Origin of the sequence: Kordia jejudonensis, assembly GCF_001005315.1 — a bacterium.
Taxonomy (GTDB): Bacteria; Bacteroidota; Bacteroidia; order Flavobacteriales; family Flavobacteriaceae; genus Kordia; species Kordia jejudonensis.
Genome location: NZ_LBMG01000027.1, coordinates 1 through 16,253, shown reverse-complemented (window position 1 = coordinate 16,253; position 16,253 = coordinate 1). Strand labels below are relative to the sequence as shown.

Annotated in this window: 12 protein-coding genes; 7 read left to right on the top strand and 5 right to left on the bottom strand. The window is 33.5% G+C overall.

Annotated features, from left to right (window positions below):
* Positions 1–35: 35 nt before the first annotated feature.
* Complete coding sequence (locus AA089_RS13705; protein ID WP_046757538.1) at positions 36–407, top strand: DUF2200 domain-containing protein; 372 nt, start codon at positions 36–38, stop codon at positions 405–407.
* Positions 408–545: 138 nt separating this feature from the next.
* Here AA089_RS13705 and AA089_RS13700 read toward each other — a convergent pair whose 3' ends face one another.
* Positions 546–1,037: a DUF2306 domain-containing protein gene (locus AA089_RS13700; protein WP_046757537.1), complete on the bottom strand. Its 492-nt coding sequence runs from the start codon at positions 1,035–1,037 to the stop codon at positions 546–548.
* Positions 1,038–1,547: 510 nt separating this feature from the next.
* Positions 1,548–3,962: an outer membrane beta-barrel family protein gene (locus AA089_RS13695; protein WP_046757536.1), complete on the bottom strand. Its 2,415-nt coding sequence runs from the start codon at positions 3,960–3,962 to the stop codon at positions 1,548–1,550.
* Between the two features lie 187 nt (positions 3,963–4,149).
* On the opposite strand from AA089_RS13695, the gene AA089_RS13690 reads away from it, so the two are divergent.
* From AA089_RS13690 to AA089_RS24785, 5 genes are all read left to right on the top strand, one after another.
* Positions 4,150–4,806: a hypothetical protein gene (locus AA089_RS13690; RefSeq protein ID WP_156169018.1), complete on the top strand. Its 657-nt coding sequence runs from the start codon at positions 4,150–4,152 to the stop codon at positions 4,804–4,806.
* Entirely contained in the window at positions 4,807–5,868 is a 1,062-nt protein-coding gene (locus AA089_RS13685; RefSeq protein WP_046757534.1) for a sensor histidine kinase, read from the top strand.
* An 88-nt stretch (positions 5,869–5,956) separates the two neighbouring features.
* A complete protein-coding gene (locus AA089_RS13680; protein ID WP_046757533.1) occupies positions 5,957–6,682 on the top strand; it encodes a LytR/AlgR family response regulator transcription factor in 726 nt (241 codons plus the stop codon).
* 388 nt (positions 6,683–7,070) lie between these two features.
* Positions 7,071–9,500, top strand: a complete 2,430-nt coding sequence (gene pheT, locus AA089_RS13675) for a phenylalanine--tRNA ligase subunit beta (RefSeq protein ID WP_046757532.1) — start codon at positions 7,071–7,073, stop codon at positions 9,498–9,500.
* Between the two features lie 478 nt (positions 9,501–9,978).
* Positions 9,979–10,131 (top strand): hypothetical protein, encoded by a 153-nt coding sequence (locus tag AA089_RS24785; RefSeq protein ID WP_156169017.1) that lies wholly within the window; start codon positions 9,979–9,981, stop codon positions 10,129–10,131.
* Between the two features lie 500 nt (positions 10,132–10,631).
* Here the strand turns inward: AA089_RS24785 and AA089_RS13670 are convergent, their stop codons facing one another.
* Complete coding sequence (locus tag AA089_RS13670; RefSeq protein ID WP_046757531.1) at positions 10,632–12,263, bottom strand: ABC-F family ATP-binding cassette domain-containing protein; 1,632 nt, start codon at positions 12,261–12,263, stop codon at positions 10,632–10,634.
* A 169-nt stretch (positions 12,264–12,432) separates the two neighbouring features.
* On the opposite strand from AA089_RS13670, the gene AA089_RS13665 reads away from it, so the two are divergent.
* On the top strand, positions 12,433–13,848 hold the full coding sequence (locus AA089_RS13665) for a thioredoxin-like domain-containing protein (RefSeq protein WP_156169016.1): 1,416 nt from the start codon (positions 12,433–12,435) through the stop codon (positions 13,846–13,848).
* Between the two features lie 228 nt (positions 13,849–14,076).
* Here AA089_RS13665 and fsa read toward each other — a convergent pair whose 3' ends face one another.
* Together fsa and AA089_RS25185 are read right to left on the bottom strand one after the other, a co-directional pair.
* Positions 14,077–14,730 carry a fructose-6-phosphate aldolase gene (gene fsa / locus AA089_RS13660; protein WP_046757529.1) on the bottom strand — a complete coding sequence of 218 codons (654 nt, stop codon included), beginning with the start codon at positions 14,728–14,730 and terminating at the stop codon, positions 14,077–14,079.
* 723 nt (positions 14,731–15,453) lie between these two features.
* The coding region (locus AA089_RS25185) for a zinc ribbon domain-containing protein (protein ID WP_046757528.1) at positions 15,454–16,253 on the bottom strand (800 nt) is incomplete at its 5' end.

Here is a 16,253-nt window from a genome sequence, read left to right as displayed (position 1 = left end):
GAATTCAATTAGTTTTAATTATAAAATGAGTCACCATGAAAGTAACACCTGAACATAACGAACGCGTTGCCAATATGAAGTTTTTTTCTGTGTATCCACATTATGTCACTAAAGTGGAAAAGAAAGGAAGAACCGTAGCAGAATTACACGAAGTAATTACATGGCTCACAGGATTTGACGACGAAAAAATTCAAGAATTGATTGATCGTAAAGTTACTTTTAAAACTTTTTTCGAGGAAGCGACTTTGCATCCGAATGCACATTTGATCAAAGGTGTAATTTGTGGATACAGAATTGAAGAAATTGACAATGAGTTGACTCAAAAAGTACGCTATTTGGATAAATTGATTGATGAAATTGCCAAAGGTAGAAAGATGGAGAAGATTTTGAGAGTACCGAAATCTTGATATGTTGATTTTCCAACTTGAAACAACTTTACGAGCGTTTTAAAAAAAAGGCACACTAATTTCGAGAGATACTTACAACTGTTTTATGAATGGATTTGAGGGATTAGCAATAATTAAATAACGGATCATTTTAAATAGTTACTGACCAAACTGTTCTTGCCACTGTATTTTTTTCTTCTTAAAAAAGATGCCGCCAATCATTCCAACCAATCCAGCCGAAATTCCAACAAACATATAAAAGATTCCATACGTATTTTTGATGTCGAAAATCATTGGAAAACGTGTAAAAATTTCAGCAGCAAACGCACAATACAATCCAATCACAGACCAATACATCCAAGCCAAATGATTCATAATCGGATTCTTGAAACCTTTGATGTATAAGGGTAACATTCCTAGCAATAGTGTCACAGTGCTAACCAACGCAAAAAAGTGTAATATTCCGATGCTGTTGTGCACACGATAAATCATAAATGAAGTCACACAGACAACAATCATTGAAACTCCGTAAACTCTCCCTATTTGTTTGTGAAGCAATGTTCCTTTTGTGTTGGCTAAAATAATACTTCCTGTCAGCAACGCTATCAATGCGGCTATCGTATGAATCCATCCTATACTATCGTGTGGCATTGTCTTTATTTTTTTTGATAAAGATGCTATGCAAATAATGGTTTTGCTATTTTTTTTGTCTGAATTGTACTTTTTTGATGATGAGTTGTAAGATTTAATAATATGACGTAAATTCTACATAAGTTTTTAGTTAATTTTTACTAATTAAAACTTAAAATCATATTTTTATTTTCGTTTTCTTTGCTTTCCCAAAGAATACTGAATCAAGTTCAGCACAGGCGTCAACAAAAGAAAGGGAACTTTTAGTTCATGTCATCTATATTTTAAATTAAAGTATTCATGAATGCTGAGCATTTCCAGAGGTATTTTTAGTTTTTCTTTCTGGAAAAAACTAAAACCACATGAGTTTTTCTAAATTTTTTAGTTCACTATCTTTTATGTTAAATCAAGGAGTTCATGAATCTTCGATTTCCAAGGTTTCAAAAATTCTTAACGAAAAATTCCTGTTATACTTCGGAAAAGTAAAAACGAAATTAATTTACATATCGAACTGATTTTAACATAAGTAACTTACCCACCAATTCTCCCCTTTTCATCTTCTAGACTTCCATCACGTTGTTTCGCTTTTTTTACGTCATTATTTCCAAATGAATACCGTACGTAAAAGTTGATATTTCGACTGTCACTTCCGCCACGACCATCAATTCGTAAATCTCCAAATTGGGTCATTCCTTGCCACGGAATTGTGTATAAAGCATCGTTTAGTGTGATTTTCCCTGTCCAGTTTTTCCACGATTTTTGCACTGCAATGTTTAACGAACCTAAACTTCTAGTTTCATAAGTTCCGCCCCAAATAGATGGACTGCTATACCAACCGCTGACTTCTAATTTTATGTCTTTTGGCAACGAAAATGTGTTTTGTGCGTAAAATCCAAAAGTTTCTTGATCTATGGAAATGAACGCAGGATTCGTAGCTGTGTATTTACTATACGAACCGTACACATTGGCATACGCGCGCCACCAACTGTTGACTTTGAAAGGATATGAAATACTTAAATTGTACACTTCCTGATCGGCTACATTTCGCGTGTTTAAGAAGTTTCTATTTTCGCCTTCTGCTTCCGTTACACGTGCAAAAAAGTCAGCGATGTACGAATAACTCAAACTGGTAGTTAATGTGTATTTATAGGTATGCGAAAGTTTAAAATTGTTGGTGTATTGTGGTTGCAAGAACGGATTTCCACGACTGAAACTAAGTTCGTCCAATTGAAATTCAAATGGATTTAACGATTGATAGTTCGGACGTTGAATTCTACGACTGTAACTTAATGCAAAAGAATTGATTTGATTGGCTTGAAACGATATTCCTGCGGATGGAAAGTAATCTGTATACGTGCGAGAAACCACTTGATTTTGATTTGTATTTTCCGCCGTTAATGTTCCTTCTGAATTGGTACGTTCTATGCGCAAACCGCCTTGAAATTTCCACTTGCCCAATGCAAAATTGTATTTGGCATATACAGCATAAATTTCTTCATCATATTCAAACGCGTTGCTTCGATCTGTATTGAAGGTATTGATTCCGTTGACAACATTAAAAAAGTTAAATATATTATCTGTAACTACTTTTGATACTTTTGCGCCTGTTTCAAAGGTTCCTTTTCCTAATTTTTGACCGTAATCTACTCTGGCAGCATAAATATTAATATCAATTGGTGTTTCTTGATACGTGATGTTCGCATTTAAAATGTCTCCTGTCGGCGTTGTGTAAAAGTTAGGCTGATTGTTAAAACGATCACGACTGTAACGTCCATAATCCAAATCGGCACTAAAACTTGTACCAAGCGTATCTTTGTAACGATAATTTATGTTTGCATTCAAATTGACACTGTTGTTTTCCGAACTGTTTGGCGCACGTAAAATACTGTCCGTCACGCGTGTATTTCTATCAATTATAGGCGTTACACTGTTTGAACGTGATTCCGAATCGCGCAAATTTACACTAACAACTGCACCTAAAATACTTTCTTTAGTGAGGTAATAATCGGCTCCTGTTCTAAAATTATTTGAAAATGCATCGTATTCGGAATCGGTTTGTGCATCAAATATGTTATCGCCTTGTGTTCTATATAAATCGATAAACCCTGTAGAACGCCCTAAAAAGTTAGAATAGCTTCCAAAGAAATTCCATTTTTTGAATCGACTATTTATAGATACCGAATTGTTCGTTCGTGCAAAATCGCCAATCGTTAATGTACTAGAAATGCTTCCGCGCGTTCCCAAGCCTTTTTCTCTTTTGAGTTTAATGTTAATGATTCCCGCATTTCCTGCCGCATCATATCGCGCAGAAGGTTGCGTAATGATTTCGATACTTTCAATAGTATCCGCTTGTAGCGATTGTAAAAAAGCTGTCAAATCGTCTCCTGCTAAGAAACTCTGACGATCATCAATATAGATTAACACACCTGTTTTTCCTTCAACAATAATATTATTATCATTATCCAAACGTACACCTGGCGCTTTTCTTAGAATTTCCAATCCGTTGTTCCCTGCGCTTCCAACTGTATTTGCTACATTAAAAACTGTTTTATCTGGTTCAACCTGAATGATTGGTTTTTCAGCAACGACTGTAACAGCTTCTAAAGATTCGGTCGCTACTTTTAGTGGAATAGTTCCAAGATCGTTTTTTCCCTTACGAATTGTAATTTCTCGCGAAAGCGAATTATATCCAACAAAAGAAATAGTTAGTGTGTATGTATTGGGAACAATATCTTTAATGGTAAAGATTCCTTTTTCATTTGAAATCGTTGCTTTTACCAATATAGTGTCTGGCGTGCGTACAAGTACATTTACAAACGGCAATACTTCGTTGTTTTCTGAAACAATTTTCCCTGTAAGTATGCTTGTTTCTTGCGTTTGACTTTTTACAATAAGAGAGAAAAACAAGGCTAATACAAGTGTTAGAAAAGTAGTTTTTAAGTGCATAATCATTTAATTTTCCACAAATATGTATGGTAAAACAGCGTGCTGCAATGCAAAAGTTATGAGTTGACCCAAATCGTATATGAGTTGTCCAAGGACCATTCATCAGTATATAAGGCGACTCATGAAAAGTTCGTTTTATACCAGCGTGATTCCTCGTAGTTTTGAGCAAACAAAAAAATAAAGCAGTATGAAAAAATTATTTTTATCCTCGATGGCATTACTTTTTGCCGTAGTTATGTGTAACGCCGAAATAGGTACGCAAAGCTATTTAAAAATAGAATTGAACGACCAAAAAACAATTAGCTATCCGCCAGGCACCAACTTTTTAGTGCAAGATGCAGAAGGCAATACCGTACTGAATGCTGATAGTTTAGAAAAATTAAAAGTATATGAAATTGTACAACCAATTACGTTATATGTGTTTGTTTCTTGGAACGATACGCCTGATGCATACGATTTAACAAGTGGAAAATTGATACTAGGAAAAACAGACCGAGATTATAGTGCAAAAGGCTCTGAAGATCATTTTAATCGTCCTTCTGATGGGAATTATAAGAAGCGTACAGATAAAAAATCGACTAGTTATCAAAGTAATTCGGTGTATTTGACAAAAGAAAGGTATTTTAGCTATAATGAAAAAACAGGATATGATGCTAGTTTAGAGTTTTCTAACGGTGTTATTTTTTACTATCGTGATGGACAAGCGCTTGCCTATGAAGAAGGACGTTTGTTATCAATTGCTGGAGCTAAAGGAAATTATACCATAAAAACTGCCAACGGTTTGCTCAAAGTGACGTTCCGTGCAATGACAAAAGAAATGTGGTATGTATTTGAAAAAAAATAAATGATGAAGAACAAGCGTATTTTTGGTATTAAAATTTTTGAAATATTTGCACTTATGGGGACGTATTTTCTACTCTCTATAGTGTATCATGTTACATTATGGTTTAATAGACCGCTGGAGTATAGAAAAAGTTCCGATTTGTTCAGTCCTGAAAGCTGGTTTGACAATGAAGGATTGCAATACATTATCATGTTTCTTGCGACTTCTATTGTATGGTTTTTTATTTTTAAAGTATTCAGAAAATACAAATTATGGCAACGCTTGTTATTACACCTTTTCGGATTGCCATTTTTCATTCTATGTTCTTGGAAGTTATTTTATTACATCTGTGAAACTTACGGATATTGGCACATGGGCGGCACGGGACAAGTGTGGGATATTTACATTCCTACCTTAATTTATTTGATACAATTTTCCTTATTGCATGCCTATGAATATTATGTGATCAATCAATACAAAATGCGCTATGAAGTTGAACTTAAAAATGCTGCATTGAAAAGTGAATTGAGTGCCATAAAAGCGCAGTTGAATCCACACTTTCTATACAATGTATTTAATACGATCAATGCAAGTGTTCCAAGTGAAATGGAAGATACGCGTGAAATGATTGCCGAATTGTCCGATTTGTTCCGTTATCAATTAAAAGCGAGTCGAGAAGATTATGTAACGCTTGCAGAAGAACTCGATTTTGTCAATAAATATTTGAAACTAGAACAACGAAGATTTGAAGATCGACTAAAAATACAAATGCATGTTCCTGATGAATTGCTTTCGCGAAAAATTCCGCCAATGATTTTACAACCGTTGGTAGAAAATTCTGTAAAACATGGCATTTCGCCGTTGGTACAAGGTGGAGAAATTGAAATCATGGTCAGAGAATTAGCAGGAAAATTGATCTTTGAAATCAACGATACTGGCGTTGGCGTACAAAATAAAGAACAGCTTTTCAATCTTGGTGTTGGCATCAGTAACACGCAGAAACGTTTGCAAAAAATGTACAATTCGACGCTTACATTTTCAGATAATGTTCCGTCAGGATTAAAAGTATATTTTGAATTGTAATACCAAATCTATTCTAAAATGCGACTTTAAAAGCGAAGTTGAATTGGTATAATACCCAAAAATTAAAAGCAATACTACACACAAACACATGAAAAAGGTTATCATTGTTGATGATGAAAAATCTGGAAGAACGCTCATCAAAGAATATTTAGAATATCATAGCGAGTTAATTTTGATCGGAGAAGCAAATAATGGCGTAGATGCTATCAAAATTATTAACAAGTTTAAACCCGATTTGGTATTTATGGACATTCAAATGCCTGGATTGACAGGTTTTGACGTGTTGGAACATTTAAACGAATTACCCACCATAATTTTTAGTACCGCTTATGATAAATACGCGCTAAAAGCCTTTGAAGTGCATGCGGTTGATTATTTACTAAAACCGTATACAAAAGAACGTTTTGACAAAGCAATAAGCAAGTTAAAAGACAATTCGCCGAGTCAAATAGCACCATTAGCAGACGATCATATTCTTTCCAAACCTACATTTCCTGATCGTATTATTGTAGAAAAAGGCACAAAATATGTGACGCTTGCCACTGAGGATATTTATTATATAGAAGCTTACGGAAGTTATTCTAAAATTTATGATACTACAGAAAATTACTTGAGTAACCGAGGAATTTCACAACTGGAAGAAAAACTCAATCCGAAACAATTTATGCGCATTCATCGTAGTATAATTGTGAATTTACCTTCGATCAAAGAAGTTTCAAAATATGGAAAAAGTTATATTTTGATTTTAAAGAATAATGAGAAAGTAAAAGTAAGTCGTAGTTATGCGAATAAAATTAAGGAACTTATTCTTTAGACTCGTTCCCGTTCTGGCGGGAATCTCTTAGATCGCTGTCGCTGTTAGATATAGGACCGCTTCTATTGGATTTTTAGACTTCTTTTGTTCTTGAATTAGCCTTATCATTAGATTTTTGAACTTTCTTTCATAGTATCTTCTTGTCATTCCGGCGAAAGCAGAAATCGCTACGCAGTTAAATTGTTAGAATTTTACAGTAGAAAAAAATCATCTTTATTCTATTTTCTAGAAGTGAAGCGATCTTGATTCTATTATATGTAAGCGAAGTCTTCTTCATTCTTAAAGCATAGCGATAAAAAGACATTAACAGTATCTAAAATCAGACTCAAAGTTATTTGTCAACTTACCGCATTATCTTATCTTTGTCGATTATCGAATACTACTAAGAATGAAAATATCATATAATTGGGTAAAGCAATTTATTCAACTTGACTGGGACGCTGAACAAACAGGGGAACTCTTAACGGATTTAGGTTTAGAGATTGAAGGCATTGAAAAATATGAATCTGTACAAGGCGGATTGGAAGGAATTGTTGTCGGACACGTTTTAACCTGTGTACAACATCCAAATGCTGACCGCTTAAAAGTAACTACTGTTGATCTTGGCACGGGAGAACCTGTACAAATTGTATGTGGCGCGCCAAATGTTGCTGCTGGACAAAAAGTACCTGTAGCTACTGTAGGCACAACATTGTACGACGCAGAAGGCAAAGGATTTAAAATCAAAAAAGGGAAAATTCGTGGCGAAGTTTCTAATGGAATGATTTGTGCCGAAGACGAACTTGGTTTAGGCGAAAGTCACGACGGAATCATGATTTTAGCCGAAGATTTAGTTCCTGGAACAAAAGCAAGCGACGTATTTGATATTGAAAATGATACCGTTTTTGAAATTGGCTTAACACCAAACCGCGCAGATGCCATGAGTCATTATGGAGTTGCCAGAGATTTAAAAGCGGGTTTGCAACAAAAAGATCTCAAACTTGAACTCATTACGCCTTCTACCAGTAGTTTTAGAGTTGACAACCGAACGTTGAAAATTGATGTAGATGTAGCAGACAAAACACTTGCGCCGCGTTATTGTGGTGTAACGATTTCTGGAGTTCAAGTAAAATCGTCACCTGAATGGTTGCAACATCGATTAAAAGCAATCGGTTTAACCCCAAAAAATAATGTAGTTGATGTCACTAATTATGTGTTACACGAATTAGGACAACCGTTACATGCCTTTGACGCAAATTATATTTCTGGAAATAAAATCATTGTAAAAACACTTGAAACTGGCACAAAATTCACAACATTAGATGAAGTAGAACGCGAATTGCACGAAGACGATCTAATGATTTGTGATGCTGAAAAACCATTGTGCATTGCGGGAGTTTTTGGAGGTTTGCATTCTGGTGTAACTGAGCAAACAACAAATGTATTCTTAGAAAGTGCCTATTTTAATCCTGTTTCTGTGCGTAAAACTGCAAAACGTCATGGTTTAAATACAGATGCATCGTTTCGTTTTGAGCGTGGAATTGATCCAAACTGTACAGAATATGCTTTAAAAAGAGCTGCCTTGTTAATTCAAGAATTGGCTGGTGGCGAAATTACAAGTGATGTTTCTGATAGTTATCCGACAAAAATTGAAGATTTCCAAGTACGTGTTTCTTTTGACAATATCACAAAATTAATTGGAGAAGAATTGCCAAGAGAAACGATCAAAAATATTTTATCATCATTAGAAATTAAAATCAATTCGGTAACCGATGGTGGATTAGGTTTAACAATTCCTGCATACAGAGTTGATGTACAACGAGAAGCAGACGTCATTGAAGAAATTTTACGTGTGTACGGTTACAATAATATTGAATTTGATGAAAAATGGCATATTTCGGTTGCCAATTCATCACGTTATGAAGATCATAAATTACAAGATGTTGTGGGTTCACAATTAGTTTCGCAAGGTTTCTATGAAATCATGGCAAACTCATTGACAACAGCCGCATATACTGAACTTTCTGAGCAATTAAAGGCAGAACACAATATTACAATGTTGAATCCTTTAAGTGGCGATTTATCCGTAATGCGTCAATCGTTATTATTCTCAGGATTGGAAGCTATTTCACACAATATCAACAGAAAACAATCGGATTTAAAATTCTTTGAATTCGGAAAAACATATCATCATTACGGTGAAAATCGTGAAGAACATAAACATTTATCGTTACTAATTACAGGAAATACAAATGCTGAAACTTGGCGTCAAAGCAAACCTGTTACCAGCGATTTCTTTTATGCGAAAGGAATTGTAACAAGTGTTTTATCACGTTTAGGATTACATTCTTTAAAAGTTTCTCCTATCAAAAGCGATCTATTTTCAGAAGGTTTAATCTTGAGTTTAGGAAAAACGAATTTGGTAGAATTTGGAATCGTAAAACGCAGCGTATTAAAAGCGTTTGACATAAAGCAGCAAGTAATTTTCGCAGATTTCAATTGGGATAATGTCATTGAAGTTACCAAAAACAGAAAAATCAAGTTTAAAGAGATTCCTAAGTTTCCAAAGGTACGAAGAGATTTTGCACTGTTAATTGATGAAAAAACTACGTTTGCCGAAATTCACAACATTGCCAAGCAAAGCGAACGTAATTTACTCAAAGAAGTAAATCTGTTTGATGTATACGAAGGGAAAAATCTGCCAAAAGGCAAGAAAAGTTATGCCGTAAGTTTCACATTGCAAGACGAGCATAAAACGCTGACTGATAAGCAGATTGATAAGATCATGAACAAATTGCAGCAAAGTTTCGAAAAACAATTGGGAGCTGAATTGAGGTAATGTTTATAATGTAGCAATTAAACTATACAAAATAGAAAACGCTTTTTACATATAGTAGAAAGCGTTTTTTATTTAATAAGATACTTTTCCCAAAGTTTTCTTAAAAGTATTAGATGTATGGAAAAACCGTAATCTGCTGTAAATTAGATTTTTTAACTTTAGTAAGAACTTAAAAACTTACAATCATGTTAAACAAAATTAAAAGTATCTCAGGAGTAGAAAAATTGTCTAAAAGAAAGCAACAAACTGTGAAAGGTGGAATTCCACCACAATGCAGAACTTTCAGAGATTGTAATGAAGACGAGGAATGTTATAGAGGAAGATGCGTACTAATCGGAATATAAAATAGATATCATGTAATCTACAAGGCAAGTCCTCAAAAATTTTAGGGCTTTTTTGATTTAAAAGAAATGTTACGGGAAAACCGTAATCAGCTATTCAATATTTTTTTGTACTTTTAAATTTCAAAAATTAAGTCATGCTAGACAAACTTGCAAATCTTGAAGGATTACAGTATATCGCCAAAAAAGGGCAGCGCAACATTATTGGTGGTGCGCCTCGTTTTTGCAATCATCGAAGACCTTGCGATTTTCCATATGCATGCTACCAAGGAATCTGTAGACTTCCGTAAAGTAGCGTTTTAAAAAGACCATATCAACCAATCTATTATATATAAAAGTCCCTTGAAAATGAATTTCAAGGGACTTTTTAGTTATGATATATTTTCGTGATTAACGTCAGTTCGAAATAGGTTATTCAATTTATGATTATAAATAAGTTTGGAACCTAGCTACTAATTATCACATTTTCTGCGTTTTATTTTCATTTTAGCTCATATGATTTTATTTTCTTAAATAGGAATTCGTGAATCTTCGATTTCTTTGCCTTCCCAAAGAAAAGAAACAAAAGAAAGGGAACTTTTAGTTCATGTCTTTCATATTTTAAATTAAGGTATTCATGAATGCTAAGCATTTCCAGAGGTATTTTTAGTTTTTCTTTCTGAAAAAAACTAAAACCGCATGAATTTTCCTAAATTTTTTCCAAGGCTTCAAAAATTCTTAACGGAAAATCCCTGCTATACTTCGGAAAAGAAAAGTTTTGAACTAATTTTTTACGTCGAACTCAGATTAATTATACTTCTACGCCGTACATTTTTTCACGTTGTTCTTTAATTTTCTTATCGTTCATGTAATCGTCAAACGTTGCATAACGATCAATAACGCCTGATGGTGTCAATTCAATAATTCTATTAGCAACCGTTTGTGCAAACTCGTGATCATGTGTTGTAAACAATACCGTTCCTTTAAAGTTTTTCAACGAGTTGTTAAAAGCCGTAATACTTTCTAAGTCCAAGTGGTTTGTAGGTTCATCAAGCATAAGAACATTTGCTCTAATCATCATCATTCGCGAAAGCATGCAACGTACTTTTTCTCCTCCTGAAAGTACACGAGCTGTTTTTAACGCTTCTTCTCCACTGAAAATCATCTTACCTAAAAATCCACGTACATATACTTCTTCTCTTTCTTCTTCGGTTGTTGCCCATTGACGTAACCAATCAACCAACGTAAGATCGTTGTCAAAATATTCAGAATTGTCTACAGGTAAATACGCTTGTGAAGTGGTCACTCCCCATTTGTATGTTCCTGCGTCTGCTTTTATTTTATCATTGATAATTTCATAAAATGCAGTTGTAGCACGCGAGTTTTTAGAAATAACCGCTACTTTATCGCCTTTTGCCAAGTTGATGTCTACGTTTTTGAAGAGTATTTCTCCGTCTGCGCTTGCCGCTAAACCTTCAATATTTAAAATTTGATCTCCAGCTTCGCGTTCTCTATCAAAAATAATGGCAGGATAACGACGGCTTGAAGGTTTGATGTCTTCTACTTTTAAGCGTTCTAACATTTTTTTACGCGATGTTGCTTGTTTTGATTTGGCAACATTGGCACTGAAACGCATGATAAATTCTTGCAATTCTTTTGCTTTGTCTTCCGCTTTTTTGTTTTGTTGTGCACGTTGTCTAGCTGCTAACTGACTACTTTCGTACCAAAACGTATAGTTTCCACTGTAGTGGTTTATTTTTGAGAAATCGATATCAGATATGTGTGTACAAACCGCATCTAAAAAGTGTCTATCGTGTGAAACTACAATAACACAGTTATCATAATTTGCCAAGAAGTTTTCCAACCAAGAAATGGTTTCAAAATCCAAGTCGTTTGTTGGCTCATCCATGATTAATACATCAGGATTTCCAAAAAGTGCTTGTGCTAGTAATACACGTACTTTTTGTTTTCCGTCTAATTCGCTCATTAACGAATAATGATAAGCTTCTGAAATTCCTAAGTTTGATAATAAAGCTGCTGCATCCGAATCGGCATTCCAACCATTCATTTCTTCAAATTCTACTTGCAACTCTCCTACGCGTTCTCCATCTTTATCAGAGAAATCTTCTTTTGCATAGATATCGTCCATTTCTTTTTTGATGGCAAACAATGGTTTATTTCCCATGATTACGGTTTCTAATACAGGATAATCATCATATGCAAAGTGATCTTGTTCTAAAACGGACATTCGTTTTCCAGGTTCAAGATGTACATGTCCTGAGGTAGGATCCATCTTTCCTGATAAAATTTTTAGAAACGTAGATTTACCAGCGCCATTGGCTCCAATAACACCATAACAATTCCCTTGATTAAATGAGGTATTTACTTCATCAAATAAGACGCGTTTCCCAAATTGTACGGATAAGTTAGATACAGATAACATTCTTTATTATTTTTTAAACTTTTTTATATTGCGCAAAAGTAACAATTACATTGAATATTAGCACAGTTTGTCTTAACGTTTTAACATAGATTTTTAACAGCCTGTTAACAGCATATTGTATCTGTGTTGGTTAGTTTTGTTAAAACTTGGAAAAGTTGACCATATTACTATGAAATATATTACCCCTTTATTGCTTATTCTTATTTGCTTTGGATGTAATAAAACCAATAAAGTGAGTGATGAAAATGTTGCTTACTTTGGTGGAGAAATCATTAATCCTAGTGACGAATATGTGCTTTTGTATCATAAAGATAAACTTATCGATTCTTTAAAACTCGATGAGAACAACCGTTTTTTAGTGAAACTGAAGAATCATAAAAATGGTTTATACAAATTTTACCATAATCCAGAACATCAATATATCAATTTAGAAAAAGGCGATAGTTTATTATTACGACTCAATACTTTGGCTTTTGATGAGTCTTTATTTTATTCTGGGAAAGGTGCCGAAAAAAATAATTTCTACACTGATTTGTATTTGACACAACAACAATACAGAGACAACTCGTTGTATAAAGATTGCAAATTAGATCCTGAAGCTTTTGAAGCACGTATTGATTCCGTGTATACACAACGACAATTGCGCAATATTGAATTCTTCACACAAAATCCTACACTTTCTGAAGCGTATAAAAATTTTGTCAATAACGTTATTACGTATACAAAGTACCGTTGTAAAGAAACTTACGAAAATACGTTTCATGAACGCATCAATGATTCCATTTCAATTCCCAAAGAATTTTTCAATTACAGAGAAAATGTAAACTTGAATGATTCTACTTTGAATTATTATGTGCCGTACATTCGATATGCAATGCAATACATCAACAACAAATCGTATAGTGAATGTATTCAAAAATCATTGAAGAAAAATTCTAAAATAAATACGTCGCTTACCTACAATAAAAATAAATTAAAGTTGATTGACAGCTTAATTGAACTGCCAAATGTTCGTGATCAATTGTTACGTTATACGGCATATTCATACTTTAGAAACAATCATACGGATATTGACAAAAACAATGAGTTTTTCAAAATGTTTCAAGTCATATCACACAATTCTGAATCTAAAAAAGAAATTGCAAACTTACACCAAGGAATCAAAGAGTTGCAAAAAGGAAGTTTCTTTTCTGATAAAGTATATGTGCAAGATTCTAAATACAACAAAGTAGCTGTAAACACATTAAATTCTAAAAGAGGAAAAACTATTTTTTACTTTTGGACGTCAAGACAACCAGGACACAAAAAATTGGTTACACGTAAAATTAAAGTGTTAGCAAAAGAATTTCCAAATTTAAATATTATAGGTATTAGTTTGGACACGGATCACAAACGTTGGAAACGTGCGTTAAGAGAATTAGAATTTCCTGTAAGCAAGCAATATCGTGTGGCTGATGATGAAAGTCTTTCCAGAGATTTTGCGCTGATTAGTATCAACAAATTAATTATCACAGATCAAAGCGGACGTATTATTGACGCGTTTTCTAATGTGTATAATACAGATTTGAGAGATCAGTTGCAGTAAAAGAAATCCAAAAAAACACACTATATAAAAAGGCTGTCTAGAAAGTATAAAAAATCGTCATTCTGAATTCAATTCAGCATCTCATTACACTGATTTTCAATGATGATGAGAAACCGAATCAATTTCGGCTTGACGAAAATTTAGCTTTTCAGACAGCCTCTTTTCATTTGTAGCATAAAATGCTTTCTAATTTAAAATTCAGCATTTTACATTTATAATTTCAGGATACTAGTTCCCTTTCTTATAATCTGCTAAGAATTTTTCCAATCCAATGTCCGTTAATGGATGTTTAAGCAAGCCAACAATTGATGATAATGGACCTGTCATTACATCTGCACCAATCTTAGCACAATCAATTACGTGCATGGTGTGACGTACAGAAGCTGCTAAAATTTCCGTTTCAAAACCGTAGTTGTCATAAATCATTCTAATTTCAGCAATCAGGTTCAAACCGTCTGTAGAAATATCATCCAAACGTCCGATAAACGGCGAAACATACGTTGCACCAGCTTTTGCTGCCAATAATGCTTGTCCAGCAGAAAAAACAAGTGTTACATTCGTTTTAATTCCTTTATCCGAAAAATATTTACATGCTTTCACGCCGTCTGCAATCATTGGTAACTTTACCACAATTTGTGGATCCAAAGCTGCTAACTCTTCTCCTTCTTTCACCATTCCTTCAAAATCTGTAGCAATTACCTCAGCAGAAACATCACCTTCAACAATTTCACAAATTGCTTTGTAGTGGTTTATGATGTTTTCTTTTCCTGTAATTCCTTCTTTCGCCATTAGCGACGGATTTGTCGTTACACCATCCAAAATTCCTAAAGCTTGTGCTTCTCGAATTTGATCTAAATTAGCCGTGTCGATAAAAAATTTCATGTTCTCTAAGTTATTATATAAAAGTTGTGTTTTCTTTTTTGGGCGTTTTGTCAGGCTATCCGCTATATCTCCCAATCAAGTTGGGAGGATGCCGCTGCTATCCTGAACGCAAATTCGGCGTAAAATTACAATATTATCAAACGTAAAAACCATTCGTACAACTAGAATAGTCCGTGAGTTATTAACATTTATCGCAAACCTAACTATATTCAAAATCATTACCATTTCAAAAGTGGTAAGACTAACCAAAACAGGTGAAAAATATTGCTTTTCAACGCATCAAGTGATTTAAAAAATGTAAAAAGTATATTGATTAAGCTGTAGTTTAACAGCATTTAATAACAAAAAAAGCCTGCTTTCACAGGCTTTACAATCGAGGTTTCAAAGTATGCTACTATTTTTCAATAGCAGTATGCGTATGTGTAAGTACCAATGCACGATGTATTGAAACTTTGATTTTATAATAACTAAATAAATAATCTATTTAACGTCAGTTCGATATTAGTAATTCAATTTATATTTGGAAACTCTCTGCTAATTCTCACATTTCTTACGTCTAATTTTCATTTTCTTTGCTTTCCCAAAGAATACTGAATCAAGTTCAGCACAGGCATCAACAAAAGAAAGGGAACTTTTAGTTCATGTCATTCATATTTTAAATTAAGGTATTCATGAATGCTAAGCATTTCCAGAGGTATTTTTAGTTTTTCTTTTTGAGAAAAACTAAAACCACATGAATTTTTCTAAATTTTTTCCAAGGCTTACCACAGAAAACTTTTCTGAATTATCAAAGTTTTTGTTGTCTCCCACGTTATTGTAACTTATTGATAATGTATTTATTAATGCAAATATTGGGTTGACTTCAAAACTTCGATAACTATTATTTTCTTTGTCATACATTATTCCTTTAGGGAATAGCAGTTTTTGTAATGCCTGCTTATCACAATAACCTGATAACTCCCAATTTTTCAATAAGTTAGAAGCTAAATTTATTGTGTTTTTAATATAAAAATCAAACTTCGATTTTTTTATGGTACTATTTTCAATTTCTTTCAATATTGCTTCTTTTTCTAACTTTAATTTTTCACTATGCTTATTGTAAAGTTCCATATTTATTTCGCCATATACAAAACGTTCCTCTACTTTTTCTAATTTTTCAGAAATGGTATTCAAATTATACTTTAAGGCGTTTAAAATATCCTTATTTGATTCGTTATGATATTCATATATATATTTCATTTGCAATTTTAAAGGGGCAATAAATTTTTTACGAATTTGAAAGCTACTTAGTAATTCTTTAAATTTTTCATTTAACTTATCAGCTCTATTGTGTCCGCTACAACCTTTTGTATTACACCTATAATAATTAATCTTATAAATTTTTTCTGTATAGCCAGTTAATGGCTTTCCGCAAGTGCATATAACAAATCCTTTTAACGGTAAAAATTTGTTATTCTTACGATGCTTAAATCCTGCGCCATTTTTCTTTGCATTGATATTATTGACTTTTAAAAACAATTGCT